The sequence below is a fragment of the Paenibacillus sp. 05T425 genome, assembly GCF_056396205.1.
Map to the genome: position 1 here is coordinate 64114 of NZ_JBFTLA010000009.1, position 23324 is coordinate 87437.

At 52.1% G+C, this 23324-nt stretch carries 22 protein-coding genes and 1 tRNA gene; 13 read left to right on the top strand and 10 right to left on the bottom strand.

Annotated features, from left to right (window positions below):
- Nucleotides 1-90: 90 nt before the first annotated feature.
- The gene (locus tag AC1DF0_RS20855) at nt 91-1068 is read right to left on the bottom strand and encodes an aldo/keto reductase (RefSeq protein ID WP_337104068.1); all 978 of its coding nucleotides are present in this window, start codon (nt 1066-1068) and stop codon (nt 91-93) included.
- 133 nt (nt 1069-1201) lie between these two features.
- Between AC1DF0_RS20855 and AC1DF0_RS20860 the strand changes: the two genes are divergently transcribed.
- The 6 genes from AC1DF0_RS20860 (at nt 1202) to AC1DF0_RS20885 (ending at nt 5127) form a co-directional block, all read left to right on the top strand.
- Nucleotides 1202-2371, top strand: coding sequence for an MGDG synthase family glycosyltransferase (locus AC1DF0_RS20860; RefSeq protein ID WP_442048145.1), 1170 nt, complete (start codon nt 1202-1204; stop codon nt 2369-2371).
- Nucleotides 2372-2387: 16 nt separating this feature from the next.
- Complete coding sequence (locus AC1DF0_RS20865) at nt 2388-3581, top strand: MFS transporter (RefSeq protein ID WP_442048144.1); 1194 nt, start codon at nt 2388-2390, stop codon at nt 3579-3581.
- A 14-nt stretch (nt 3582-3595) separates the two neighbouring features.
- Nucleotides 3596-4201, top strand: a complete 606-nt coding sequence (locus tag AC1DF0_RS20870) for a TVP38/TMEM64 family protein (protein WP_477575178.1) — start codon at nt 3596-3598, stop codon at nt 4199-4201.
- 19 nt (nt 4202-4220) lie between these two features.
- Nucleotides 4221-4583 (top strand): hypothetical protein, encoded by a 363-nt coding sequence (locus AC1DF0_RS20875; protein ID WP_442048142.1) that lies wholly within the window; start codon nt 4221-4223, stop codon nt 4581-4583.
- 79 nt (nt 4584-4662) lie between these two features.
- Nucleotides 4663-4806: a hypothetical protein gene (locus tag AC1DF0_RS20880; RefSeq protein ID WP_442048141.1), complete on the top strand. Its 144-nt coding sequence runs from the start codon at nt 4663-4665 to the stop codon at nt 4804-4806.
- Between the two features lie 24 nt (nt 4807-4830).
- A complete protein-coding gene (locus AC1DF0_RS20885; protein WP_337104062.1) occupies nt 4831-5127 on the top strand; it encodes a transposase in 297 nt (98 codons plus the stop codon).
- A gap of 63 nt (nt 5128-5190) precedes the next feature.
- Here AC1DF0_RS20885 and AC1DF0_RS20890 read toward each other — a convergent pair whose 3' ends face one another.
- From AC1DF0_RS20890 to AC1DF0_RS20900, 3 genes are all read right to left on the bottom strand, one after another.
- A complete protein-coding gene (locus tag AC1DF0_RS20890) occupies nt 5191-6231 on the bottom strand; it encodes an FUSC family protein (RefSeq protein ID WP_477575179.1) in 1041 nt (346 codons plus the stop codon).
- A gap of 2 nt (nt 6232-6233) precedes the next feature.
- Nucleotides 6234-7343: a DNA alkylation repair protein gene (locus AC1DF0_RS20895; protein WP_442048138.1), complete on the bottom strand. Its 1110-nt coding sequence runs from the start codon at nt 7341-7343 to the stop codon at nt 6234-6236.
- 446 nt (nt 7344-7789) lie between these two features.
- The gene (locus AC1DF0_RS20900; protein WP_477575180.1) at nt 7790-8560 is read right to left on the bottom strand and encodes a sporulation protein; all 771 of its coding nucleotides are present in this window, start codon (nt 8558-8560) and stop codon (nt 7790-7792) included.
- Nucleotides 8561-8887: 327 nt separating this feature from the next.
- On the opposite strand from AC1DF0_RS20900, the gene mscL reads away from it, so the two are divergent.
- The 3 genes from mscL (at nt 8888) to AC1DF0_RS20915 (ending at nt 10689) form a co-directional block, all read left to right on the top strand.
- Nucleotides 8888-9319, top strand: a complete 432-nt coding sequence (mscL, locus tag AC1DF0_RS20905) for a large-conductance mechanosensitive channel protein MscL (RefSeq protein ID WP_442048244.1) — start codon at nt 8888-8890, stop codon at nt 9317-9319.
- A complete protein-coding gene (locus AC1DF0_RS20910) occupies nt 9312-9947 on the top strand; it encodes an NUDIX hydrolase (RefSeq protein ID WP_477575181.1) in 636 nt (211 codons plus the stop codon). The genes mscL and AC1DF0_RS20910 overlap by 8 nt, the downstream gene beginning before the upstream one ends.
- 91 nt (nt 9948-10038) lie before the next feature.
- The gene (locus AC1DF0_RS20915; protein WP_477575182.1) at nt 10039-10689 is read left to right on the top strand and encodes a hypothetical protein; all 651 of its coding nucleotides are present in this window, start codon (nt 10039-10041) and stop codon (nt 10687-10689) included.
- Nucleotides 10690-10768: 79 nt separating this feature from the next.
- On the opposite strand, the gene AC1DF0_RS20920 is transcribed toward AC1DF0_RS20915, so the two are convergent.
- A tRNA-Thr gene (locus AC1DF0_RS20920) sits at nt 10769-10840 on the bottom strand.
- A 303-nt stretch (nt 10841-11143) separates the two neighbouring features.
- Between AC1DF0_RS20920 and AC1DF0_RS20925 the strand changes: the two genes are divergently transcribed.
- From AC1DF0_RS20925 to AC1DF0_RS20935, 3 genes are all read left to right on the top strand, one after another.
- Nucleotides 11144-11446, top strand: a complete 303-nt coding sequence (locus AC1DF0_RS20925) for a hypothetical protein (protein ID WP_477575183.1) — start codon at nt 11144-11146, stop codon at nt 11444-11446.
- 134 nt (nt 11447-11580) lie between these two features.
- A complete protein-coding gene (locus tag AC1DF0_RS20930; RefSeq protein WP_477575184.1) occupies nt 11581-12477 on the top strand; it encodes a manganese catalase family protein in 897 nt (298 codons plus the stop codon).
- A gap of 141 nt (nt 12478-12618) precedes the next feature.
- Nucleotides 12619-13254, top strand: coding sequence for a TraX family protein (locus AC1DF0_RS20935; RefSeq protein ID WP_442048132.1), 636 nt, complete (start codon nt 12619-12621; stop codon nt 13252-13254).
- Here the strand turns inward: AC1DF0_RS20935 and AC1DF0_RS20940 are convergent.
- Entirely contained in the window at nt 13220-14131 is a 912-nt protein-coding gene (locus AC1DF0_RS20940; protein WP_477575185.1) for a serine/threonine protein kinase, read from the bottom strand. The two genes, AC1DF0_RS20935 and AC1DF0_RS20940, sit on opposite strands and share 35 nt — an antisense overlap.
- Nucleotides 14132-14658: 527 nt before the next feature.
- Here AC1DF0_RS20940 and AC1DF0_RS20945 point away from each other — a divergent pair.
- On the top strand, nt 14659-14877 hold the full coding sequence (locus AC1DF0_RS20945) for a hypothetical protein (protein WP_442048130.1): 219 nt from the start codon (nt 14659-14661) through the stop codon (nt 14875-14877).
- 315 nt (nt 14878-15192) lie between these two features.
- Here AC1DF0_RS20945 and AC1DF0_RS20950 read toward each other — a convergent pair whose 3' ends face one another.
- The 4 genes from AC1DF0_RS20950 to AC1DF0_RS20965 form a co-directional block, all read right to left on the bottom strand.
- Nucleotides 15193-16929, bottom strand: a complete 1737-nt coding sequence (locus AC1DF0_RS20950; RefSeq protein WP_477575186.1) for a methyl-accepting chemotaxis protein — start codon at nt 16927-16929, stop codon at nt 15193-15195.
- A 46-nt stretch (nt 16930-16975) separates the two neighbouring features.
- Entirely contained in the window at nt 16976-18313 is a 1338-nt protein-coding gene (locus AC1DF0_RS20955) for a putative bifunctional diguanylate cyclase/phosphodiesterase (protein WP_477575187.1), read from the bottom strand.
- Nucleotides 18314-18599: 286 nt separating this feature from the next.
- Nucleotides 18600-19328 carry a response regulator transcription factor gene (locus AC1DF0_RS20960; protein ID WP_477575188.1) on the bottom strand — a complete coding sequence of 243 codons (729 nt, stop codon included), beginning with the start codon at nt 19326-19328 and terminating at the stop codon, nt 18600-18602.
- A 101-nt stretch (nt 19329-19429) separates the two neighbouring features.
- Nucleotides 19430-23299 (bottom strand): response regulator, encoded by a 3870-nt coding sequence (locus AC1DF0_RS20965; RefSeq protein WP_477575315.1) that lies wholly within the window; start codon nt 23297-23299, stop codon nt 19430-19432.
- Nucleotides 23300-23324: the final 25 nt, after the last annotated feature.

Sequence of the window (23324 nt, forward strand, 5' to 3'; positions counted from 1 at the left end):
GTTATTTAGCGCCTTCGCCGACTTGCGGCGGAGGCGCTTTTGTTAATAGCGCAAAGTTGTTGCGCTATTCGGCATTCCGGGGCTGCTATCTTACCAGGCGTAGGCGCGAGGCGCGTCGCCGCCAGGGCCAGGGAAGATCTCGTCGATGCGCTTCAACGCCGACTCGTCGAGCTTAATCTCAACCGCGCGCAGCGAGCGCTTGAACTGGTCGAGCGTGCGCACGCCGATGATCGGCGCCGTCACGGCAGGGTTCGCGAGCAGCCACGCGAGCGATACAAGATCCTCGGGCTCGCCGAGCTCGTCGCAGAACTTGGCATACGCGTCCAGCTTCTCGCGGTGCTGGTCCAGGCGCTTCGAGTCGCCGCTGCGGCGGCCGCCGTCCTTGCGGCGATGGTTGCCGGCGAGCAAGCCGCCGTCCAGCGGGCTCCAAGGGATTACGCCGAGGCCAAGCGCCTGCGATGCCGGAAGCACTTCGAGCTCAGGCAATCTGCACAGCAGATTGTACTTGTGCTGCTCGGATACAAGGCCGATATGCCCTCTCGCTTTCGCTTCTCCTTGGGCTACTGCAATATCCCAGCCTGCGAAGTTGCTTGAGCCTACATAGCCAATCTTTCCTTGCGCTTCCGCGTTCTCGAAAGCTCTCCACAGCTCGTTCCAATCTACGCTGCGATCAACGTGATGCATTTGATAAAGCTCTATATGATCGGTCTGTAGACGCTTCAGAGAGCTCTCCAAATGTCTGCGAATCTTGTATGCGGACAGTCCCGCCTCGCGGTTAGGTCCGTCATGGGCGTCATGCATATCGCCATATACTTTCGTTGCAAGCACGGTGCGCTCGCGTCTGCCATCGCCTTGCTTGAACCAGCGTCCGATGATTTCTTCTGTACGCCCCGAGTTTTCACCCCAGCCGTAAATGTTAGCGGTGTCAAAAAAGTTAATGCCCGCCTCCAAAGCGGCATCCATAATTCGGAATGATTCCTTTTCGTCCGTATCTACTCCAAAGTTCATCGTACCGAGACATAAGCGGCTTACGTTTAGACCTGAACGACCTAGCTTCGTATACTCCATCTTCGTTATCGCTCCTTCAAATTTTAGATAGGCGGATATTAAATCCATTATACAAAAATAATATAAAGGAAACCAACCGTAGTTCACGCTGAGATGACAAATGCCCGCTACACTAACGGCAGGAGGTGTGCCTATGCTTCGTTTCGACTATAATCGGCATCCAAAATTGTTGATTCTATACGCTTCTTACGGTGATGGACATTTGCAGGTGTCCCGCGCTATTCAAGGCGCGCTCGAAGAAAGGGGCAATTATCGTTCCGCTATGATTGACCTGATGGCCGAATCGCACCCTTGGCTCAATGAGGTTACACGGCGCTTCTATCAACAAAGCTATACCCGCATGCCTTCTCTTTATGGCTGGATGTACGACGTTACGAAGCCGATTAAGCACAACTCTCTGCTTGGCGGGCTGCTCCATTCGTTCGGCAGTGAGAAAATAAGGCGGATCATCGCCGCCGAGCGGCCCGACGCGGTTATTCATACGTTCCCGTTGCTGGCCGTTCCGCCCATTACGCGCAGGCGTCGGGCGGTATTTCACCCGCCCTCTTATGCCGTCATTACCGACTTCGACCTGCACCGCCGCTGGGTGCATCCGAGCATTGACCGCTATTATGTCGCGACCGATGACTTGAAGCGTGAGCTTGGCCATATCGGCATTCCGGGCAGCCGGGTGCAAGTGAGCGGCATTCCGCTGAGGCGCAGCTTCCGCATGCTGGACGCATCGGATATGCTGTATGCCCGTTACGGTCTCTCCCCTGATCGGCCGGTCATCCTAATGATGCCCGGCGCGCAAGGCACGCTTGCCGATACCTGGGACATCTGCAGCCTGCTGCTGCGGCATCCGCGACTGCAGATCGCGCTCGTCTGCGGACGCAACGAGCAGCTCAGGGCCGCTGCGCTGGAACAGTTCGCCTTCCACCCCGAGGCCAGCCGGCTGCGGGTGTTCGGCTTCATCGATACGATTCACGAGCTGATGTCGCTCGCTTCCTGCATCGTCACGAAGCCTGGCGGCGTCACGCTCTCCGAGGCGATTGCCGCCAGGCTGCCCATATTCGTCTATCGGCCGGTTCCCGGACAAGAGAAACAGAATGCGAAATACTTATCGTCGAAGGGCGCTGCCACTATAGCACGCGACCCTGCCGAGCTTTGCGCGCAAATTATGAAACTGATTGACGATCCGATACGTTTAACTAACAGCAGGATATTAATCGAACAGCTTCAGACGGCGCATACGGCAGCGGACAGCATTGTTTCGGATATTTTGGCGAGACATTCTATAGTGGGCAGAGCTTCTATCTTGTAATATAAGGAGCTTATCCGTGCCGACAAAACAAACCCGCTGGTTTGGAGCCGAGATGACTCTCATCTCCATCATTATGTTCTTCGTCGAATTCGTCCGCGGCGCCGTGCTTGTCAGCCTGCTGCCGATCTACGGCGCGAAGACGCTGGGGCTCTCCCCTGACGTGATTGGCGTCGCCATATCCGCTCACTACATTACCGACACGCTGCTCAAGATTGCAATCGGCTATTTGCTGGACCGATTCTCCATGCGTCTCATCGTGCAAGTCGGACTCTTCATATCGCTTATTGGCGTCTACCTGCTGCAATTCGCCGATCTCCCTTGGATGTTCATTGGCGCGGCCGCCATCTACGGAATCGGCATGTCGCCGATCTGGATCGTCTGCCTGACCAAAGTAACAGAGGGAAATCGCGGCACGCAGATGGGCTTCCTGTATACGATTTGGTTCGTTGGCCTAGGAAGCGGACCGATTGTTTGCAATATTTTGCTCGATTACAGCTCTTCGTTCACGTACACGCTGCTCGTCAGCCTATCGGTGCTCGCCTGCCTGCTCTCCATGTTCATGAGCAAGCAGCGCGCGCAGAAACGCGAATTTCTGCCGATGCGCGAGCAGCTTGGCGTGCTTAAGAGCAGAATGAGCCAAATGAAGCTGCTGCTGCCGGGCATGATCCTGCAGACAATGGGGGCAAGCATGCTAGTTCCGATATTGCCTGCTTTCGCGGAAAACAGGCTCGGCATATCGGGCACGCAATATTCCGTCCTGTTGACAGTCGGCGGCGCATGCGCCGCCGCAGGCCTTATTCCAATGGGCAAGCTGTCGGACAAGCTAGGCGGCAGGAAATGGTTTCTCGTGTTCGGCTTCGGTTTCTTCGCCTTCGCTTTGTACATGCTGGCATGGGGACTATCCTTTTGGTATTGTTTACTTATAGCGATGGCGCTCGGATTGTCCTACGCCACCGTACTCCCTTCCTGGAATGCACTGCTTGCGGCTTATGTGCCGCCGAAGCAGGAGGGGCTTGGTTGGGGAATCCTGTCCACCGTTGAAGGAATCGGCGTCATGATCGGCCCTGTAGCCGGGGGACTGATTGCCACCTGGAATGGCGAAACGTCCGTCGTTTGGTTCAGCGCCGTTCTGTTCGGCCTTATCGGCCTCTTTTACCTATGGTTTCCGTTCCATGGTCTTCGGGCAAGCGGAACTGCTACAAACAAGTAGATCGGAGTTAACTTATGAACGAATGGCAAGAATGGCTGCATTATTTGAAACATATGGATTTGGATCAAATTCAACGAACGCTGGAGAGCTACTCGCAGCTGGGGCCGTTGCCCGGATTGCTCTTGCCGATGCTCGAGTCCTTCCTGCCCTTCTTGCCGCTAATCGTCATCGTAGCTGCCAATGCCAACATTTACGGTTTAGGCTTCGGCTTCTTATTTTCTTGGATCGGCGCGGCGGCCGGTGCATTATGCGTATTCTGGATAAGCCGAAAGATCGGAAGACGATTCAAGGGCTGGGTCATGCGCCGCTTCCCGAAGTCGGAGCGCTTCTTCACTTGGGTCGAGAATCGCGGCTTCACGCCTCTCTTCCTGCTTGCCTGCTTTCCGTTCACGCCTTCCATTATCATTACCGTCGTATCCGGTATAAGCAATGTGCCGTTCAAGACGTTCATGCTCGCAACGCTGCTCGGCAAAGCGGTCATGATCTTCAGCATATCGCTTATCAGCTTCGATATCGGCAATCTAATCGATGAGCCTTGGCGCATATTCGTTACGATTACGGCCGTTCTCGTGATGTGGTTCGGCGGCAAAAAGTTGGAGTCGCGTTATCAAGTTAACTGATGAGTTGAGGTGAACGAAAATGACAACCTTGGCAGCAGCGGCACTGCATACGCAGCTTCTGTTCTCCTGGTTCGGCTTCGGCGCCACGGCAATCGTTCTGCTGGTGGCGTTTCTGCTGCTAGCGGGGATGATCTTCTTCATTCGCATCGCTTCCAGCGGAGAGGACAAGCATGCCGAAATACGCGAGATGGTCGAGACGTTATTCGGCACGCCCGCTCATCTTCGAGCTGCCCCGCCGAGCGACGCCTCAACTTCCGCTTCTTCCTCACCGTCACCTCTCACGAAACCCGCGGCTTCCTTCTCGGAGCCTTGCCCAGCTTGCGGCGAGACCGTTACTCAGAACGACGTCCATTGTCCCTCTTGCGATCTCCGCTTGCTCTAAGCCTTCCTTATTGCACTCATACAATTCCTCCTTTTGTGGCAAACTGTTGATGATCTTCTGTCGAAGGGAGGATACCGCCATGTCCGGTACACAACCGTCCAATCAGCAAGTAGCTGCTAGCAAAGCGCAATCGAAAGCGGATCGCCATCTCGCCAGCAAGCAAGCTGCCAGTGAACAGCAATCGACCGCCGACCGCGCCGCAGTGCCGAAGCACGGACTTTGATCATAGGAAGGTAGGTATTAGGCAATGAGCGACAATGAGAAGCATAATGCAATGGATCCGCTCTCTGGCGAACCGGTCGAGGTAGACGGCGTCTATAAGAACGAATGGGGCCGCGAAGAGAAGATGAAGCGCGGTGACGTATTTCCCGCCGACGAGATGCTTGGCACGACCGAGTGGGAGCTGGTTGAGCTTGACTTTAGCAATCATCATCAAGGCAAGACCGATCCTAGGCTCGTACCGCATGATGATGACGACGACATAGAAGCTCATATGCAGCATCCGCGTCGTCACGAAGGCAGCAATAAGACGGATGAGGAGTAACTAGAAGAAGCAGGCTTTAGAACGTCATCAAGACGCCTGAAGCCTGCTTCATTTTTCTGAGCTTTAGCCTTCCTTCTCCTCCACTGACACCGTGCGCTGCTGCACCTGATCGATCAGCTTCTCCAATCGGCGCAGGTGATACGCGTATTCGAACAACGCGGAAGCGACAAAAACAAGGCGCTTGTTCTCATCCGGATCATCCATAATATACGCGGTCAGGTCCTTCACTAGGCGTCCTTCGCGCTCCTCTTCCGGTTCAATCTGCGCATTCGGTTTTATCTTCTCCTCATGCTTCAATAAGATGTGCTCATGGTATTTGGTCATATCCTCGATCTGACGGTCGAACCGCGCAGCCCATTCGTTCGCGCTCGGCGAGGCGAAGTAATGCTCTTCGACGACATCGAGCAGATCGGCGCCCTTCTGCAGCGTCTTAATCATCTGCTTGGATACGAGCAGCTTACGGGCGTGGCTGGTTTTCGTGCGAGCTAATATTTTGCGTTCCTCTTCAAAGACGAGGTAGCGCTCTTCCAGCTTGCGCAGCGTCCCATGCAGCTTGTCCTTCTCTTGGCGGAACACCTGCTCCTTCATTTCATTCGATATGGCCGTGCGCAGCAGCAACGATAATTGAGTATAGGCCTGACTTACCTGCTCATTGAACTGGCGCTTCGGTCGCGGCGGGAAGACGAGTACGTTCACCGCAAAGGAAGCTCCGATGCCGGTAAGAACCATAAGGAAACGATCGATCGCCACATCCCACCCTTGTCCGGTCGCCTCCATGATTGCCACGACTGTGACGAGCGTCAGGCTGATCGTACTTTCCATTTTGAGCCGAATACTAATGAGAATGACGACGATGCTGACAAGCCCGACCGCAATCGGCGTATGGCCGAACAATCTGACAGCCGCAAGCGCGATAAGCGCGCCAAGCAGGTTCGTCTGCAATTGATCCGCCACTCGCTGCCAGGAGCGATAGATCGACGGTTGAATCGTGAAGATCGCTGCGACGGCGGCAATAAGCGGCGTCACAAAGCCAAAGAGGCTGCTTAAGTAGATCGAGAGCGCGACGGCCATGCCCGTCTTAAGCACTCTTCCTCCAATAGTCACCACTATACTTCCCCTTTCACGAGCAGCTCGCTGCTCGCTGCCTGAACGCCGTTCACCCATAAGGTTAACCGATGAACGCCTTCATAATGCTTTCGTGTCGTCAGATCGGCGAATCGATGCGTCCTCGTCCCTGAAGCGACAGCTCCGCCGGCGTATTCCTTGTCCGACAAAAGAAATCTTTTCTGCGACGTTTTCCCGCCCGACTTCACGAAGTCGATTCCGTACTCTATTCGCACCTTCGTCCGCGCGGTATCGCGAAGCTGCACCTTGTAGCTCAGCTGTACTTCCCCGCCGATCGCCACTTCGGACGGATCTACGTTAAGCGTCGCCGATGTGAATAGCGTCTCTTCATCTGCGGCGGCCGAGTAACCGAACAGTTGCATGACGCGCGGCTCTGCGCGCTTGATCAACGTACGGCAGCCATGTCTGACGATCCAGTCCGTCCATTCATGCTCTCCATGCCATCTCTCCGCCAGCTCTATGACTAGCTCCGGATGGTCCTTGGCGATATCGTTCAGGTTATTGGCCACGCTCTTGCGCACATACAGCGACGGATCCTGCTTCAGCTTCTCCAGGATCGGCAGGATCGGCGATGGATCGCGCTTAAACAGCGGAAGCGCCTGCGCCCATGGCAGACGCGGTCTTATACCTTCGCTTGCCAGCCTTCTTAGATGCTCATTCGAATCGTCTGCCCACGCATGCATTTGGGCAAGCGTACGCTCTTGATCGGTCAGAATGAATGTCCGAATAGCGAACTCCGCGGTCGAACGCCGCGTGAATCTTGCGAGCGCCGCGAACGATAGCTCCCAATCGGGCTGCTCGAGTCCGTACACCTCTACGAAATCAGGGAAGAAAATATAAGGCAAGCCCGAGCATTGCTCATCGATCTGGAACAATACGGCTATCGCTTCTTCATACTTGCTCGGCAGCTCTGCCCCAAGCGCCAGCGTAATCGCTCTTGCCCGCGCCTTCAGCTCGAGACGCTCCCACTCTCCGCCGCGCACCCGTTCTGCGAAGGAGCGCTCGTTGAAAGGCTGCCACGCCTCCTTCACCTTAGCGGCGAATTGTTCAATAAATAATCCGTCGTATAACGCTTTTAACGGTTCGGCCAAATGGTTCTCCTCCCTTATTGCTCTACTATGATGAATTATACCGTTTGTCCGCAGCAAATGACACAAGCCTACGCTGTAAACGAGGCGAACGTGCAAAAAAACTACGACGGCTCGATTAACGAACATACAAGTTTCTTTGTATTGGAATAGAGGGAATTACTCCAGTTATTTATTTGGATTCCAAACGGAAATGTAGAATAACTGGAATTACTCCAGTTAATTTCAGTGATATGACCCCTTCTGATTGAAAATAGATGATTTTAACGGGAGTTATTCCATCTATTTGATAAAAAGTAGTCGGCGAGCTCAGTAATAGCGGGAAAAATTCCAGTTATTTCGTTCAAGGTGTTTTTTTTCGTATGCTGATTGGTCAATCGTAAAAAAAAGCCTGGAAGGCGCTCCAAGCGGAACGTCTTCCAGGCTGCGGCTGCGGTCTCTGATCGCTATTAACGAGCGAAACGAGCAATAATGTCAGCGAGCTGATGCGATACCGTCGCTGCTCCTTGATTCAACTGCTCATTCGTATATTTGACTCGCACGAATGATTCGTCCATGTTCATCGCTTCCGCGAACATGCTTGCAAGCCCGCGCGCGCGGCGGTCGATCTGGAGCACGATCTCGAGCTCGCGATCCGACGGGAAGAACATCACTTCAACCTCATCCAGCTGTCCGCGGAATTGGGTCGTCGGCACGAATTCGATCTCCTGTACGAACGGCATCTTGCCGCCGAGACGGGATGCGTATTCACAGTCCGCTTTGCGCAGCTGGAAGCCGAGGCGGTTCATCGCTTCAAGAACCGTATTCATCTGCGGCGTCGGCACAACCTCGATCTTGTCGTTGTCGCCTGGATCAACGCCTCCGCGCACATCAAGCTCCGTCTTCACCCATACCGGCGTACGCGCGAAAGTAAGCGGCGTTTGATGCGGAAGGTTGAACGAGAAAGGCACCTCGCGATTCTCTCCTGCCTTCAGCAAGAAAGGCGCGCTAACATGATAACGGCCGACTTCGGCATTCTGGTTGTACTTCTGGTCGTTGCTCTCGCGAACATATTGTGTCATAACGGACAGATKAATCGTCTCGATCTGCTGCTCCACATTGCCTCCGCGTATACGGACGACACCGCGAACCTCCTCGCCCGGCATATAGCGCGGCTTCTCCAATACCGTATCGATCGTTGCGTTCCCAATCCCGATGCTGGCTAGAAAACGATTGAACATGTGAACATCCTCCTATAAATTAGCTTTCCAATTTTTATTCCAGGTGCTTCTACTGTGTATGGTGAGGATTTATACGTGCGTCGTTCGGAACAGGTTTCATTCCCGTTCATCCCGTTTATGTAAATTATATTATAAAATCGTCCATGTGAGCACTTCGAACATGAATGACCGCCATATTTAGTGATAAGGTCCTCTAGGGCACTTTTCACTTTCGGACATTTTCGCTAGAATGATAGAATACATTTGCTAGATTCAGGGCAAACTATAGTTAAATAGGAGCAGGAGGAAGCTTACGTGAAAATCGTCAAAGAGTTCAAAGAGTTCGCCATGCGCGGCAACGTTATCGACCTGGCTGTCGGTGTTATTATAGGGGGAGCGTTCGGCAAAATCGTTACGTCGCTTGTCAACGATGTCATTATGCCGCCGATTGGGAGAGTATTGGGCGGGGTTGATTTCAAGCATTTGAAGATTCCGCTGTATACGAAAGAGCAACTCGATGATAAACCTGCCGATTTCGTCGCACCAGTCATCGCCTACGGGCAATTCATCAACGTACTTATCGACTTCCTAATCGTTGCATTCTGTATTTTCATGCTGGTTAAGGTCATTAATGTTCTACGGCGTACGGAGAAGAAAAAGGATGAAGCGCCTGCTGCGCCAACGGAGAAGGAGTGCCCGTACTGCTTGTCCATGGTTCCGATTAAGGCCACTCGCTGCAAGCACTGCACTTCGCAGTTGGAGGCTGTACAGCATGGCTGATGAGCTGTTCGACATCTATGATGAAGAGATGAATCCGCTCGGCACGGCAACACGATCCGAAACGCATGCGAGGGGCTATTGGCATCGCTCGATCCATTGCTGGCTGACTCGCCGCGAAGGCGACAACCGCTTCGTCCGCTTCCAGCTTCGGCAAGCGACGAAGGATACGAACCCAAGCTGCTACGATATAACGGCAGCCGGTCATCTAACGGCAGGAGAGACGCTCGCGGAAGCGGTGCGCGAGCTGGATGAGGAGCTTGGCGTTCAAGCTCCTCTCGAGCAGCTCATCCCGCTCGGTCAGGTACGCGAGCGATGCGAGGGCATCGTGAACGGTGTTCCGTTCATCGACCGTGAGGTCAGCGATGTATTCGGGCTCGTGTGCGAGACGCCTCTGAGCGAACTTCGGCTGCAGCCCGAAGAAGTGGCCGGGGTGTATGAGGCCGACCTGGAGATGCTGCTTGCTTTGTTCGAGGGCTCGCTGACAGAGCTGCCGGCGACTGGCGTGGCGCTGCCTCCGGGCGGCGGTCCGCTGCTGGCTTCCCATGTTGTAGTGAAAGCAGATCAGTTCGTTCCGCGCGAGCTTTCTTATTATACGAACGTCCTTCGCTCGCTCCGCAATTGCACGTAGAGCGAGCTTTCTTCACTTCCGCGCGATTCGAGTCCGAATCGCGCATTCCCCATGCCCGCTCCCAATTCTGAAACCATCCGTCAATCAAAAAATGAATATTATAAAATTCCGTATTGCGCGGCGCCAGATCGAAGTCGTTCAGCTCCGGATTGTTCCACAGCTGCGCTGCCATCGGATGCAGGCAGCCGTGCAGGTTCATCTCGATGAAGCTGCCCAGCTCATCGGCCGATCGGAACGATTGCGGCTGATAGGTAACGCGCTGCTCGGCTGCCGCATCGTAGCATGGCGCACGCCTAATGGCGTCAGGTATTCCGTTCCATCCGGCAATCGCTCTCGTATCGTAGCCCTGGCTGGCATACCAGCCGGCAACCCGATTAATATAGTCGCGGTGAAATCGCAGAAACCGTTCCCCATAACCTGGCGGCGGCATGGAACCGGGCGCCAAATGGTTCGTATGATGCCATATGCGATGCTCCTCCAGCAATGCCGGAGGGAAATTCGGTATGCGCGGCATATTGTCACTCCTCGCTGCTCAGGAAATCGTTTATCCCAGCTCATGTTTGCTGTAATAAGGTATGCGCCCGAAGCGGCGGCCGTGACTGTCGTCATTAGAAAAGCGATACATAGAAGGAGGATACATATGGCAAGAAGAGCAAAAAGAAGGCGCGGGAACTGGCTTGGACCGTTTTTCAATTTCATGACCGAACTTCTCGGATTCCTTGGCGATCTGATCAAAAAATAGTCTAATCGAACGGCATCTGCCGGAAAATAAAAAAAGCCCCCTGCGTTAATCGCAGAAGACTCCTTCGCACTAAGAGGTATGCTGATGAAGGGAATTGAACCCCCGGCCTACGCATTACGAGTGCGTTGCTCTACCCCTGAGCTACATCAGCAAATCATTTGTTTTTCTCAAAATATAAGACTTTATAAGTTTTCCGACTTATAAACAGGCTTATATTTCACCGGAATGAAACGCGCCTAGCCACCAAAGGACGGCGTTATCCGTTTCACCTCGCAATTTCAAGAAACAACTTTATTAGAATAATAATTTTCAGAACAAAAGTCAATAGATTTGCAGCTGGTTTTCGCTTCCTATATTGTGTCGATTTTTCGTCCGAGCTTTCGCTTCCTGTCTGCATGACATGCCGGCCGAGCGCATACTTATATGACAAATCGATTCGAATGGGGGTAATTCCTTGTCCGACAAAAAACAGCAAGCGGCGGCAAGCAATACGATCGTCTACAAGGCCGATAAGGCGCATACCGCGACGGTTAGCGACATTCGAGACAAGGTCATGCGCCTGTGCGGCAGCCATATGCATAAATACGTCTGTGTCAAAATGTCCGATGGCCGTTGCTACGAGGGCGTCATTATACATGTTGACCCGTGCTTCGTTCATTTGCAGTGCACCATGCACGATCCTCGTGTGTTCCACAGTCCATTCAATACCGTCCTTCCACTGCTCCTATTCGACTTGCTCGTTATCGCTTTGAAATAGCTAGACCGCACACCCTCACTCACTGCCATTCGACAATGCGTGTCCTATTTTGTCAGATTGCAGGTCTACGACGACGCCTGCTGTCATACACATGACAAGGAAGGAATACGTAACGGAAAGAGGTGTGCGCTGCCTTGTTCGAGAGGATCAATAAGCTTCAAATCGAGCTGCCTCCCTCCCCCTACGCAGACGCCAATGCGGCGGCAGCCGTACAAGAGCTGCTAGGGGGCAAATTCGGCGAAATGTCGACGCTGAACAACTACATGTATCAATCATTCAACTTCCGTGATCGCAAACGGCTTAAGCCGTTCTACGATCTCGTCTCCAGCATTACGGCGGAAGAGTTTGGCCACGTCGAGCTCGTATCGACGGCTATCAATATGGTGCTGACCGGCTCCACCCAGCCTGGTCCGCCGGACTCTACGCCGCTGAGAGAAGGCGTGCATAAACGCAATACGTATCACTTCATTGCTACGGCGCAGACGTCCCTAGCCGGGGACTCCATGGGCAGAGCATGGACTGGCGACAATGTGTTCAGCAGCGGCAATCTTGTGCTGGACCTGCTGCATAACTTCTTCCTGGAATGCGGTGCCAGGACGCATAAGATGCGGGTATACGAAATGACCGATCACCCGACAGCGCGGGAGATGATCGGATATTTGCTCGTACGAGGCGGGGTTCACGTACTTGCCTATGCGAAGGCGCTGGAGATTGCGACAGGCGTGGATGTGAAGAAGCTCATTCCGATCCCCGATCTAAGCAATAACGCTTTCGATGCGGCACGGAAGTTCGAGGCGATGGGGCTTGGCAACAAGCTGTATACGTTCAGCCCGAACGATTACAAAGATATTGTTCTTATATGGAACGGACAGAACCCGCAAACCGGTGCCCAGCTCGAAGTCATTCAAGGAGCTCCGCAAGGGGCGCCTATGCCTGATCTAGCACCCATCCCAGAAGAATTCGCGCCAGGTATCTCAGCCGAGGACTTCCGGGAAATTGCTAGACGGCTGCAGAAAAACGCCGGGCTGTGAACCTTGTCCGCTCGTTGATCAGATTCCATAGGATTCGCAGCCTCCCGCTTCCAACTGCCGAAGCTGGGGGCTTTTCTAACCCCTCTATTCCGATCAAGGTTATGCTATACTGGGAAAAACCTTAGTTCAAAGGTGGTTTCCATGCAATTTTTAGCTATGCTGACCATGTTAATCGATCATATCGGCATCGTCTGGTTTCCAGACGACTCCAAGTGGCGGATGTTAGGCAGACTAGCGTTGCCCTTCTATGCCTATGCGCTTGTGATTGGCTACTTCCGCACCCGCAGCGTGAATCGTTATTTGCAGCGTACCGGACTTATCGCTCTACTCTCTCAAATTCCTTATATGATGCTGTTCAAGCAAGCGGAAGTCAATACGGTCGGCACGTTATTCATCAGCTTGCTGCTGCTCATGCTTTTGGATCGATGGAAGGGAAAGCTGCCTGCGCAGATCGCCGTCATTGCATCAGCTATCCTGCTCGTTGAGCTATCACCCTTCAGCTATGGCGCTTATTGCCTATTACTAGTAATCCTATATCGCTACTCGTCTCCTTATTGGATGATAGCTTGGCATTTTGCCCTAAATGCGATCTTCGTATTTTATAAGGGCTGGTATATTCAACTATTCAGTCTTGCTTCGACGATGCTGCTCGTCTACTTGCCCGAATTCGTTCAAGCCGCCGATCGGATCAAAATACCGCGTATCGTTTGGCGAAGTTTCTACCCGCTCCACCTTCTGCTGCTTACCGCCGCCTACTACTTGTTAACTTCCGGATGACGTTGCTTGGCCCTCTAAGCGCTGCAATGAGCTGCACTAATTCCTGTTCACACTGCTCCGCTGATAGATAGCCGTCCTCTCCTGACGTAAGCAGCTTGCGAATGAAGGATATGACTTGCGCGGGAAGCGCCAGCTCCTCCTCCCAGCCGCGTTCCTCGAGATCGTCTGTCGCCTCGAAGCCGGCGTACATCAAGAAGAGGAACAGATGACCGAGACCGTACAGGTCGCTCGTTGGGTTCGGCTCACGCATTCGCCGCTTCACGGCCGCCCAACTGCCGGACGCCGCCTTATCTCCCGTCGTTACCTCCTTAAGCTGTTCACGCAGCTCCTGAGGGAGCTCTTCTCCGATGCGGCAGGCTAAGCCGTAGTCGATCAAATACATGACGCCTTGCTTATACAGCACATTCGGTACACGGACGTCACGATGCACGAACCCCATTCGGTGCAGCTCTTTAAGCGGCTGAAGCAGATTTTGCAATACGCACAACGCCTCAAGCGCCGAATAGGTGCGGCCGTGCTCCTGCAACTCGTCCTCCAGGCAACTGCCGTCGATGAGCTCCATAATGAGGCCGTCTTCACCCGCCATTCTCTCGAAGCCGTACCATCGCGGAATTTGGGGATGCAGCAGCTCCTGCAAAATAAAGCTTTCCCGCTCCAGCAACCGCCTGCCCAGCTCCCCTTTGCTCGGCTTGCTGCGCTTCAGCAATACGGATTGACCGCTCTGCAAATCAAGGCAGGCATATGCCTGACCGTAGCTTCCCATTCCGAGGAACCGCTCGATAAGGTAGCGTCCCTTCCACTTCTTCCCTTCGCGGAGCGGATAATCTCGCCAATGATTAAGCATCTCTCTCCATTTGTGAGCGATTGAATGCAGCATGGTGACTCCCTCCTTAAAGGTTTGCGAATGCAAACCTACTTCGTAAGCGTGTGCTTAAGTTTGCGTAGCAAACTTACTTCGTAAGCGTATGCGTTAGCCTATATATATGCCGTAAGCTCAGCTTACATCGCCTATTTTTTGTTGTCGAGGAKAAAACCGCCATTCGCAAGAAACTTCGGAGCAGCCCCGCCGTACTACTTTTCAAATGGATGAACAGGAGGTCATAACGATGATTAGACATTTGCTAAAGCGTTTGTTTTACTCCCTCATCGGCCGAAAAAACCATAGGCATCACCACTACAGCAGCAGCGACCATAGAAGAAGTCATAACCGTCCACCGCACTATCCACCGCCAAGTCAGCGCCATTACGGGCATGGCTATTATAAGAAAAAATATAGCAGCTTTTCCAGCTCGTAAATGTATTAGGAAAGTATGAGCAAAATAAACAAAATCCTCACGGCAGTTTCATAAGGCGCTAAAAATTGTACGTTAGAATGGGAAAAAATGATCGGAGGTGTTCGAGGTTATGATGCGAATCATTAACTTCAAAAAACGTTCTGTTCCCGTCTATTATCCTAACGAACAATCAGCATTGGTAGAACAGCTCAACCATAAATTGCACCAAATGGAGCTCGATTTCGACTTCCGCAAAAAGTGGAGACGGATCAAATCCGTCGAAATGGTACGCGACGTCGCTATCTTCCAATACACGGACGGCACAAAGCTTTATTTGGAAGTTTCTTAACATTTTCACAATACTTTATACCCTTTATAATTAACCGCATTTCATGTCATCATCTCTCTTTCATATCATTCCGAATCCGCGAAAGCCGCCGACGCCAAGGCGGTTTCTTTGCGTTCCGCCCAGCCCATTGAAGCCTGTAAGCACATATGCGCTCTTACACTGACCAATCACACACTTGTTACTCCCCATTAGCGCACATATGCCCTTACAGCACTACTTCGGCGTGTCACAGGACTAGGCGAGTATTTGCCCAGGAACGCAAAAAGCCGTCCAAGCAGGCAAGCAATCGCCGGCTGGACAGCCCTATTGAAACTACTACACTTGGAATCGATTGATTTGAAGCTGCAAATCCTCGGCCATTCGCGCCAGCATCGTTGAGGCAGCCGCGATCTCTTCCATCGAAGCCGTCTGCTCCTGCGCTGCCGCTGCGACCGACTGGGAGCCGGATGCGCCTTCTACAGCGACTCTTGCAACCTCTTTGATGGACTGCATTACCTGCTCTGTCCCGGCCGCAATACTACCAGCCGCTACGGAAACCTCATCGATCTGCTGAGCTACCTGAAGCACCTCTACGCGGATTGAATCGAACATCTCGCCGGCATTTTCGACAACGACGATACCGTGCGTTACTACTTCGCCTGCCTCATCCATCGCTTTGACAACCTGCTCTGTTTCGATGCCAATCGCATGAATCACAGTCGCGATTTGACCGCTGGACGCTTTCGTCTGTTCAGCCAGCTTCCTTACCTCGCCTGCCACAACGGCAAAGCCTTTGCCATGTTCGCCCGCTCTAGCCGCCTCAATGGAAGCATTAAGCGCCAGAAGATTCGTCTGAGCGGATATGTCGGTTATTACTTGAACCATTCTGCCAATTTCATGCGACCTCGCACCTAATCCGCGCACCGCCACGGCAAGACTGTTGAAGGACTGTTGAATCGACTCCATCTGTGTAACCGCCTGCTCCAGCGTATCGTTGCCCGCAGTTGCACGCTCCGACGTGTATTTGGCCGCATGGGAAGCTTGTTCCGTACTGGATGCGATCTGCTGAATGCTAGCCGACATATCGTGAATGACTTGATAGCTTTCCTCTGCGCTTGACGACTGCTTCTCAGCACCCTCAGCAACCTGCTGAACCGTATTAGCGATATGCTCGCTTGCTTGACTCGTCTGCTCACCGCTTGCCATCAGCTCTTCCGACGACGCAGCCACTTGATCGACGCTCCGACCAACCTCGACGACGAGGCCCTTCAGCTGTACGACCATTTCATTGAAGCTGCCTGCGAGCGCTTCAAGCTCATCTCCGCTCTTGCAAACGATAGGCTCTAATTTCAAGTTACCCTTCGCGACTTCAGACGCGCGCTGTGACACTTGCTTGATCGGCTTCGTCAATCTAATCGTAAACAAGCTGGCCGCCGCTACTCCTAGAAGGCTCGTAATGATGAGCGTAATAATCGTTACTTTAATGATCTTGCTTGCACCGCTGTTGAAATCTTGCATATAGGTGCCGGCCGCTATATTCCAGCCCCAGTTCGGATCTTTCTCTATGTATGTAACCTTGGATGCGTACTTATCCGTCTGTCCCGGCAATTGCCAATCGTAATATACGAAACCACCGCCGGATTTTGCCGTCTCAACGAAGGCGTCGGTAACCGGCAGATGGTTCACGGTATCCAGGACGAGCTCGCCTTTGTTATTCTCAAGTCCGTCAAGGCTCGTTCCTTCCATCGAAGGATGCGCCAGCGTCAGGCCGTTATCATCGATAATGAACGGATAGCCGCTTTCGCCAAGATCAATCGCTTTATTAATCGGCCGTTTGCCATCCTCGCCTTTTGGCCCCAGCATCGTCATGCGGACGAATTCTTCGGCGCCTGCCTTCTCCACTACGCCAGCCTTAACTTGCGCGTCCAGCATGGCGATCAACTGTATCGTGCTTTTGACATTATTTTTAAGAATGACCTCGCCGTTGTGGTTCAATGCATCGGTTGCAGCCTGATAGCTTAATACCGATACGATAACGCTTGGTACGAGAAGCAAAGACAAGCATAACATCATGAGCTTGCCMCGAATAGGAAACCTCCCCTTCATAATACCTTTTGTCTTATTTGATAGCCCCTGCTTCAACATGTACATCTCCCTCGCCAAATGGTAGATCTTGTTTGTCATTTGTCTTGATCATCGATAGATCGAGCTGCTCAGGCTCCATAGGCTTGCCGAACAGGAATCCCTGAACGTAGTCGCAGCCCCAAGACTTAAGCAAATCGTATTGCTCTCTGTACTCGACGCCTTCAGCTATCACCTCAAGGCCAAGCTTATGAACAAGCTCAATCAGAGACTCAACGATTAATCTCTCCGCGCTTGGCAGATCGATCGCTTTAATGAATGATTTATCGATTTTCAAGCAATGAATCGGAAGCTGTTTGAGATTGCTGAGGGAAGAATAGCCCGTGCCGAAATCATCCAGCGCGATACGCACGCCTGCGCCGCGCAGCTTACTTAAGGAGGACAGCACCGTATCGGAATGCTTCAGCGTCACGTTCTCCGTAATTTCCAGCTCAATCGAGCTGTATTGGATTTTGTATTCGTCAAGAATATGAAGCACCGTCTGCGGAAACGTTGGATCTTGAAGCTGCACCGGCGATATATTCACGGACATGATGAGCGGTCCCAAGCCGTATTTGTGCATGCCGGCAAGTCTCTTGCACGCTTCGCGCAGCACCCACTCACCAATCGGCACAATAAGCCCGTTATGTTCGGCAATCGGGATAAACTCCGCTGGGCTAATCGTACCAAGCTCGGGATGCTTCCAGCGAATGAGCGTCTCGAAACCTCTCATCTTGCCATCCACTAAACGGAAGATAGGCTGATAGGCCAGGTAAAACTGCCTCATATACAATGCCGGTCTAAGCGACGCTTCAATGTCAATTCTGCGTTGCAATCTATCTGTATTGTCCGAGTTGTAAAATTGTGTGCGATTGCCGCCTTCATTCTTCGACTGATGGAGTGCGGATTCTGCACGGCATACGAGTTGTTCGCTCGCTAGCCCGTCCTCCGGGAATATGGCAGCGCCTATGCTGGAGGTCAGATATAACTCAGTCCCATTCTCCTCGATCGGGAGTTCGACTGCGTGCTTGATTGCTTCCACAGCATGTAGACAAGTATCCGTACCTTGTGCAAGCTGCATAGCTACCATGTACGTATTACCTCCGATTCTGCATACTGTTGTAGGAGCAATTCCTGTTTCTAACAGCCGATTCCCAACAATGCCAAGCACATCGTCGCCAAATTCATGTCCTCTTGTTTCATTTAACCGATAAAACCGATCCAGATCGACAAGTGCAATAAGCAATCTATTGTCTGCCACTCGAGCAAGATGAACAGCTGATTCCAGTTGCGCAAATGCTTCCTTGCGTCCAGATAAGCCGGTTAATGCCTCCATCCAATGGTCACCGCCTCAACATTTTTTTCGTTAAGGCAATCTTGCCATATAACTATTAGGGAAATTTATGGGAAGGGTTTAGAGTTTCGTTAGATATTTTAACAAACGCAGAGGCAGGCCTAACGACTTATTCCAATAGGTCCTCCGCTGCTATCGAATAACCAGCCGCATGCTAATAGCCCTTGAGCAAAAATAACTATGTTGATAAAAAAAAGAAACCACCCGCTTGAATCGCGGTATGGTTTCTTTGCTAATTAAGTTTCGGTGATTAGTAGAAGATGGGAACTTATTCCTTGCCTATGTTCGAGTGATCTGCCGTGTATTTGTAACCAAATCCCCATACGGTTCGAATGAGACGCGGCTCCTTCGGGTTCTGCTCAATCTTCTTCCGAAGATTGACTATGTGTACGTCTATAGCGCGATCGGTAACGAAGGAGTCGAAGCCTCGAATCGTGTTAATCAGTTCTTCCCTGCTGAACACTTTGCCTGGATAAGCCAAAAACAGCTTCATCAGTTCATACTCGGAAAAAGTCGTCTCCACCAATTGTCCTCGCACGAGCAGCAGTCTTCTCTCAAAATCCAATTGAATCGGATCAAGGTCGAGGGCAATCTCGCTCGTTGCAGCTACCTGCATCACAGTCTCGGATATCGTCGTCTGTGAACGCCTGATTAACGCTTCCACCCTTGCCGTCATTTCGTGCATGCTGAAGGGCTTGCACATATAGTCGTCAGCCCCCGCTTTGAGCGCCTGTACACGCTCAGACACCTCGCTCTTCATCGATAGGATCATAATAGGCACATTAGACCGTTTGCGAATAACAGCGCACACTTCCATGCCGTCTAGGTCGGGGAGCATAAGGTCGAGCAGCACTAGATCAGGGTCGAACTCTGCTGCCAGCTTAATCCCATCGTCAGCGCGATACGCCTGCGCAACGGAGTAGCCTTCCTCCGACAAATACATAGACAACATATCACTCATCATGACATCATCTTCAATAACTAGAACTTTATACATGTCGTCACCCTTTTTCAGGATTGAAGATTTCTGTCGAATATATTTTGTAACTCTACTATACAATACCAATTATATCTGGACAATAACTTGTTAGAAAAATGTTAGGCTTTACTGTCGAAGAGCGCCGGAACGTCTTGAAGCTCTTCCAAAAGAGTTGTAAGATCCCTATTAAGTATGGCAATGGAAGCATGTAATTCCCCCGGTTCGGGCTGCCCTTCTTTCAGAATGCGATCAACCTCGGCTGCAGATGCTGACAGTTCCCCCGCCGACAAATAACCAGCCGCTCCCTTCAGCGTATGAACCATTCTCTTCGCGGTGGATAGGTCCTCCTGCAATACCATCAACCGCAACTGTTCACAGAATGATAGGTAATCCCTTCTAAACTGTTCTAACATATGAATAAAGATCGGAAGCTTGCCGTTCACCCGGGCCAAAGCGCTCGGCACATCCATTCCTTTCACTTCCGGCAGCACCAGCTGGGTCTTCTCCTGCTTGCTCTTGCTGTTCTCTGCTTCAATTAAATCTTCTTCCCATATGCCGGGAGGCAGCAGCTTGTCTTTGCCGGCCTGCGCCAGCCAATACGTAATTACATTTTGCAGACGCTCGGCATCAATCGGCTTCGTCACAACCCCGTTCATTCCCAGCTTCAAGTACTGCTCATGGTCTTGTCTGAGCGCATTGGCCGTTACCGCAATGATCGGAAGCTTACTGAATCTAGGCTGTTCGCGTATAATCCGCACCGCCTCGGAACCATCCATGACCGGCATATGAATATCGATCAGAACAAGATCCCAATGCTCTTCGTCCAGCTTATTCAGCGCCTCCTGCCCATTCTCGGCCAAGCCCGCTTCATAGCCGCTGGCCTTCAATATTTCGAGGGCGACGAGCTGATTGATTTTGTTGTCCTCGGCTAGCAATATTCTGGCCCTGCCCACCCTTACTGCCTCGCTTGCAGCCGCGACTTCCCTGCCATACGGCAATAGCTCCGTACCTGGACCGCGCTTCTCATCAAGTCCGCTAAGTGCACGCTGCAAGCTTGCGCGCGTCAACGGCTTAATAAGCAAGGTAACGGGACGCTGCGAATCCGGCAATTGGAGCATTTCATCCCGCCCGTAAGAGGTCGTCATGGCAATGGTTCTTACACCTCTTTCTTCTGCGACACGGTGGAACTCCAGCCAAGTCTCTACCCCATACATATCCGGCATTTCCATATCGAGAATGATGAGCTTAGGAAGCGTGCCCGCCCCTGTTCGAAGAAGCCTTTCCTTCGTCGTTTTCCATGATTTGAAAGCGACAGGCGCCATTCCGAACGCCTCCATCATGCCGCTCCAATGCGCCAGCATCTCTGCGTCATCCTCAACAATCCATACCGGCTGTTCGATCATGTCGGCGCTAAGCTGCCATGAGCTCTGCGCATAATGATGAATGATTGGGAACGACAAAGTGAAGTAGAAGCGGCTGCCAACTGCCGGCGTACTCTCAACCTTCAGCTTGCCGCCCATCAGCTCGATGAAGCTCTTCGAAATGACGAGCCCCAGTCCCGTTCCCCCGAACTTCCGCGTCGTAGATCCGTCTGCTTGCGTGAAGGGCATGAATAGTTTATCTAGCTGCTCCTTCGACATCCCGATACCGGTATCCGATATCGCAAACCTAAGCTGCACGGTATCTCCCGTCGATTGCAGCTGCTCGACCTCAAGCTTCACACGACCCTTGCTTGTGAACTTAATCGCGTTAATACATAGATTAAGCAGCGCTTGCTCAAGTCGCATCGCATCGCCTATGACCGTCTGCGGCATATGCTCGGACGACTCAATAATAAATTCGAACTGCTCCTTGCCGCCCATGAATACGCTAAGCTGGTCCGCCAGTCGGCTAAACAGCTCATCCGGCTGGAAGGGCAGCCGCTCAACCTCGATTTTGCCGGCTTCAATTTTGGAGAAGTCTAGAATATCATTAATGATGCGCAGCAGCGTCTCCGACGACGTCTGCATCTTGTCCATATAATCCTTCTGCGAGGAAGACAGCCCTGTCTTTCTCATGAGATGGGTGAGCCCTACAATGCCGTTAAGCGGGGTTCGAATCTCATGACTCATAAGCGCCAAAAACCGGCTTTTCGATTGATTCGCCTCTTCTGCTTCCTCCGTTGCCCGAATCAATTCATCCTGCACATGTATCTGCTCCGATATATCACGGGCGATACAGGAGAAAAATCTCTCCCCTGTCGTAATATCCTGATGCGCGACAACGACCATCGATACATGAAGCGGTTCGCCGTCTTTCCTTGCCAATTGCGCGCCGCCCTCCCAAAAGCCGTGTTCAGCGGCAAGAGCAGCCCCCCGCGTCAATTCCTCGTATACGGCGGGCTTTACATGCTCCTCTACTAATTCAGGAGAATCATCCTCGATTGTGATCCCGAGTATTTCCTTCCCGGCACGATTCAAGTAAATCACGTTACCTTCCGTATCAACCGAAGCGATCAAGTCCTTAGCCGATTCAACGATTTCCAGCAGCCGATTGCGGGACTTCTCCACTTGCTTCCGCTCCGTAATATTAGATACCATCCCTACGACGCCAGAGAATCGGCCATTGCGGTCGCGCAAGCCGTTCGAGCTATGAAGAGTAGGAATACGCTTGCCGTCCTTGCTGATGAATGTCCACTCTCTTTCATAAGAGAAGTTTTCATTGCGCAGCTCCTTGAATACTTCCATCCCCGGCTGTACCTCTCGTCCCAACCGTTCCGTCAGCTTGGCAGCTTCCCTCTCGATCTCCTCCATATCCATGAACACCAGCGGCGTAGCCCAGCCCATTAACTCCTCCGTCTTGTAACCGAGCATATCCTCTGCCGTCTTGTTGAGATAAGTGACGCGGTATTGATCGTCAAGCACGATAAACGAATACTGATTTTGATTAATAATCGCCTCAAGACGATCGAACATCTCCTGCAGATGCTCCATCATGCCATTAACTGAATGGGCTAACTGACCGACCTCGTCATTCGGCGTTGCGGCCAAATGATTCGATTCGAAATTGCCGCTCGCGGCTTGCTCCGTAACGACAAGAATACGTTCCAGCCGCTTAATAATACGTTCGAAATACATGTAGAACGATACGGCAATAATCGCTTCCGATACAGCAATCGTCATGAAGATGCGCCAGAAGATAGGGCTGAGCATAGCCTCCAGCTTGGATGCCGGCTCGCGAAGCGCTAGCCGCCATGGCGTCTCCTCAACTTTGGTATAGAATAGCGCATACTGCTCCGCCTGCTCGCTTATTTGCACATAGCCCTGATTAGACGAGGTAAGCTCATCCGCAACAGACTCCAAGCTTCCGCCTTTATCATAGAGCGATACATTCTCGGTAACGCCGGAAATTGAATTATATATAAGGCTGCCATTGTCGTTATACAAATAGAGAACGGATTGATCGCTCTTCTTCTCTAGAAAATGATCGATAGCCGAGAATAGGATCGATGCGTAAACAACCCCTTGCACTTCGTTCTGCGTGCCATACACCGGTACGACAATCAATAATTGCTTCAGATCGGAGAAGGAAGGCGTGTACGGATCGGTAATAACTACCTTGCCTCTGATCGCGTCCTGAAAGAAGGGTTCGTTATTAATATTCCGCCGCTCGCCATCGGTACGCAATACTAGACCATCCTTGTCCGCATAACCCATCGAGTAATAAACGAATCCGCTCCTAATCAGCTCACGCTCAAAATAGGGCAGACGCGTGTCGTCCTTGCCGAACCTTACGGCGTCGGTGCGACTCATCACCAGCACTTCGGCCTTGCGGATCGCCATCCACGAAGCCAAGTCATTCGCTTGAGAACTCTGCTGGCTGCTCGCCTTCTCGAACGCCGATGCCATCATTGACTGCTTCACTGCAGAGTAGTTGCCTATCCCTGCCAACAACAACGGAAATAATGAAATCAGAATGATTAAACATAGCCCTTTGGTCCGTAAAGACATTTTATTCAAGTGTCTTTCTCCTCTC

What these genes read in the sequence shown, in the direction of transcription:
- AC1DF0_RS20855 (WP_337104068.1), bottom strand. Translation starts at nt 1,068, where the DNA reads ATGGAGTATACGAAGCTAGGTCGTTCAGGTCTAAACGTAAGCCGCTTA.
- AC1DF0_RS20860 (WP_442048145.1), top strand. Translation starts at nt 1,202, where the DNA reads ATGCTTCGTTTCGACTATAATCGGCATCCAAAATTGTTGATTCTATAC.
- AC1DF0_RS20870 (WP_477575178.1), top strand. Translation starts at nt 3,596, where the DNA reads ATGAACGAATGGCAAGAATGGCTGCATTATTTGAAACATATGGATTTG.
- AC1DF0_RS20875 (WP_442048142.1), top strand. Translation starts at nt 4,221, where the DNA reads ATGACAACCTTGGCAGCAGCGGCACTGCATACGCAGCTTCTGTTCTCC.
- AC1DF0_RS20880 (WP_442048141.1), top strand. Translation starts at nt 4,663, where the DNA reads ATGTCCGGTACACAACCGTCCAATCAGCAAGTAGCTGCTAGCAAAGCG.
- AC1DF0_RS20885 (WP_337104062.1), top strand. Translation starts at nt 4,831, where the DNA reads ATGAGCGACAATGAGAAGCATAATGCAATGGATCCGCTCTCTGGCGAA.
- mscL (WP_442048244.1), top strand. Translation starts at nt 8,888, where the DNA reads ATGCGCGGCAACGTTATCGACCTGGCTGTCGGTGTTATTATAGGGGGA.
- AC1DF0_RS20910 (WP_477575181.1), top strand. Translation starts at nt 9,312, where the DNA reads ATGGCTGATGAGCTGTTCGACATCTATGATGAAGAGATGAATCCGCTC.
- AC1DF0_RS20915 (WP_477575182.1), top strand. Translation starts at nt 10,039, where the DNA reads ATGAATATTATAAAATTCCGTATTGCGCGGCGCCAGATCGAAGTCGTT.
- AC1DF0_RS20935 (WP_442048132.1), top strand. Translation starts at nt 12,619, where the DNA reads ATGCAATTTTTAGCTATGCTGACCATGTTAATCGATCATATCGGCATC.
- AC1DF0_RS20940 (WP_477575185.1), bottom strand. Translation starts at nt 14,131, where the DNA reads ATGCTGCATTCAATCGCTCACAAATGGAGAGAGATGCTTAATCATTGG.
- AC1DF0_RS20945 (WP_442048130.1), top strand. Translation starts at nt 14,659, where the DNA reads ATGATGCGAATCATTAACTTCAAAAAACGTTCTGTTCCCGTCTATTAT.
- AC1DF0_RS20950 (WP_477575186.1), bottom strand. Translation starts at nt 16,929, where the DNA reads ATGATGTTATGCTTGTCTTTGCTTCTCGTACCAAGCGTTATCGTATCG.
- AC1DF0_RS20955 (WP_477575187.1), bottom strand. Translation starts at nt 18,313, where the DNA reads ATGGAGGCATTAACCGGCTTATCTGGACGCAAGGAAGCATTTGCGCAA.
- AC1DF0_RS20960 (WP_477575188.1), bottom strand. Translation starts at nt 19,328, where the DNA reads ATGTATAAAGTTCTAGTTATTGAAGATGATGTCATGATGAGTGATATG.
- AC1DF0_RS20965 (WP_477575315.1), bottom strand. Translation starts at nt 23,299, where the DNA reads ATGTCTTTACGGACCAAAGGGCTATGTTTAATCATTCTGATTTCATTA.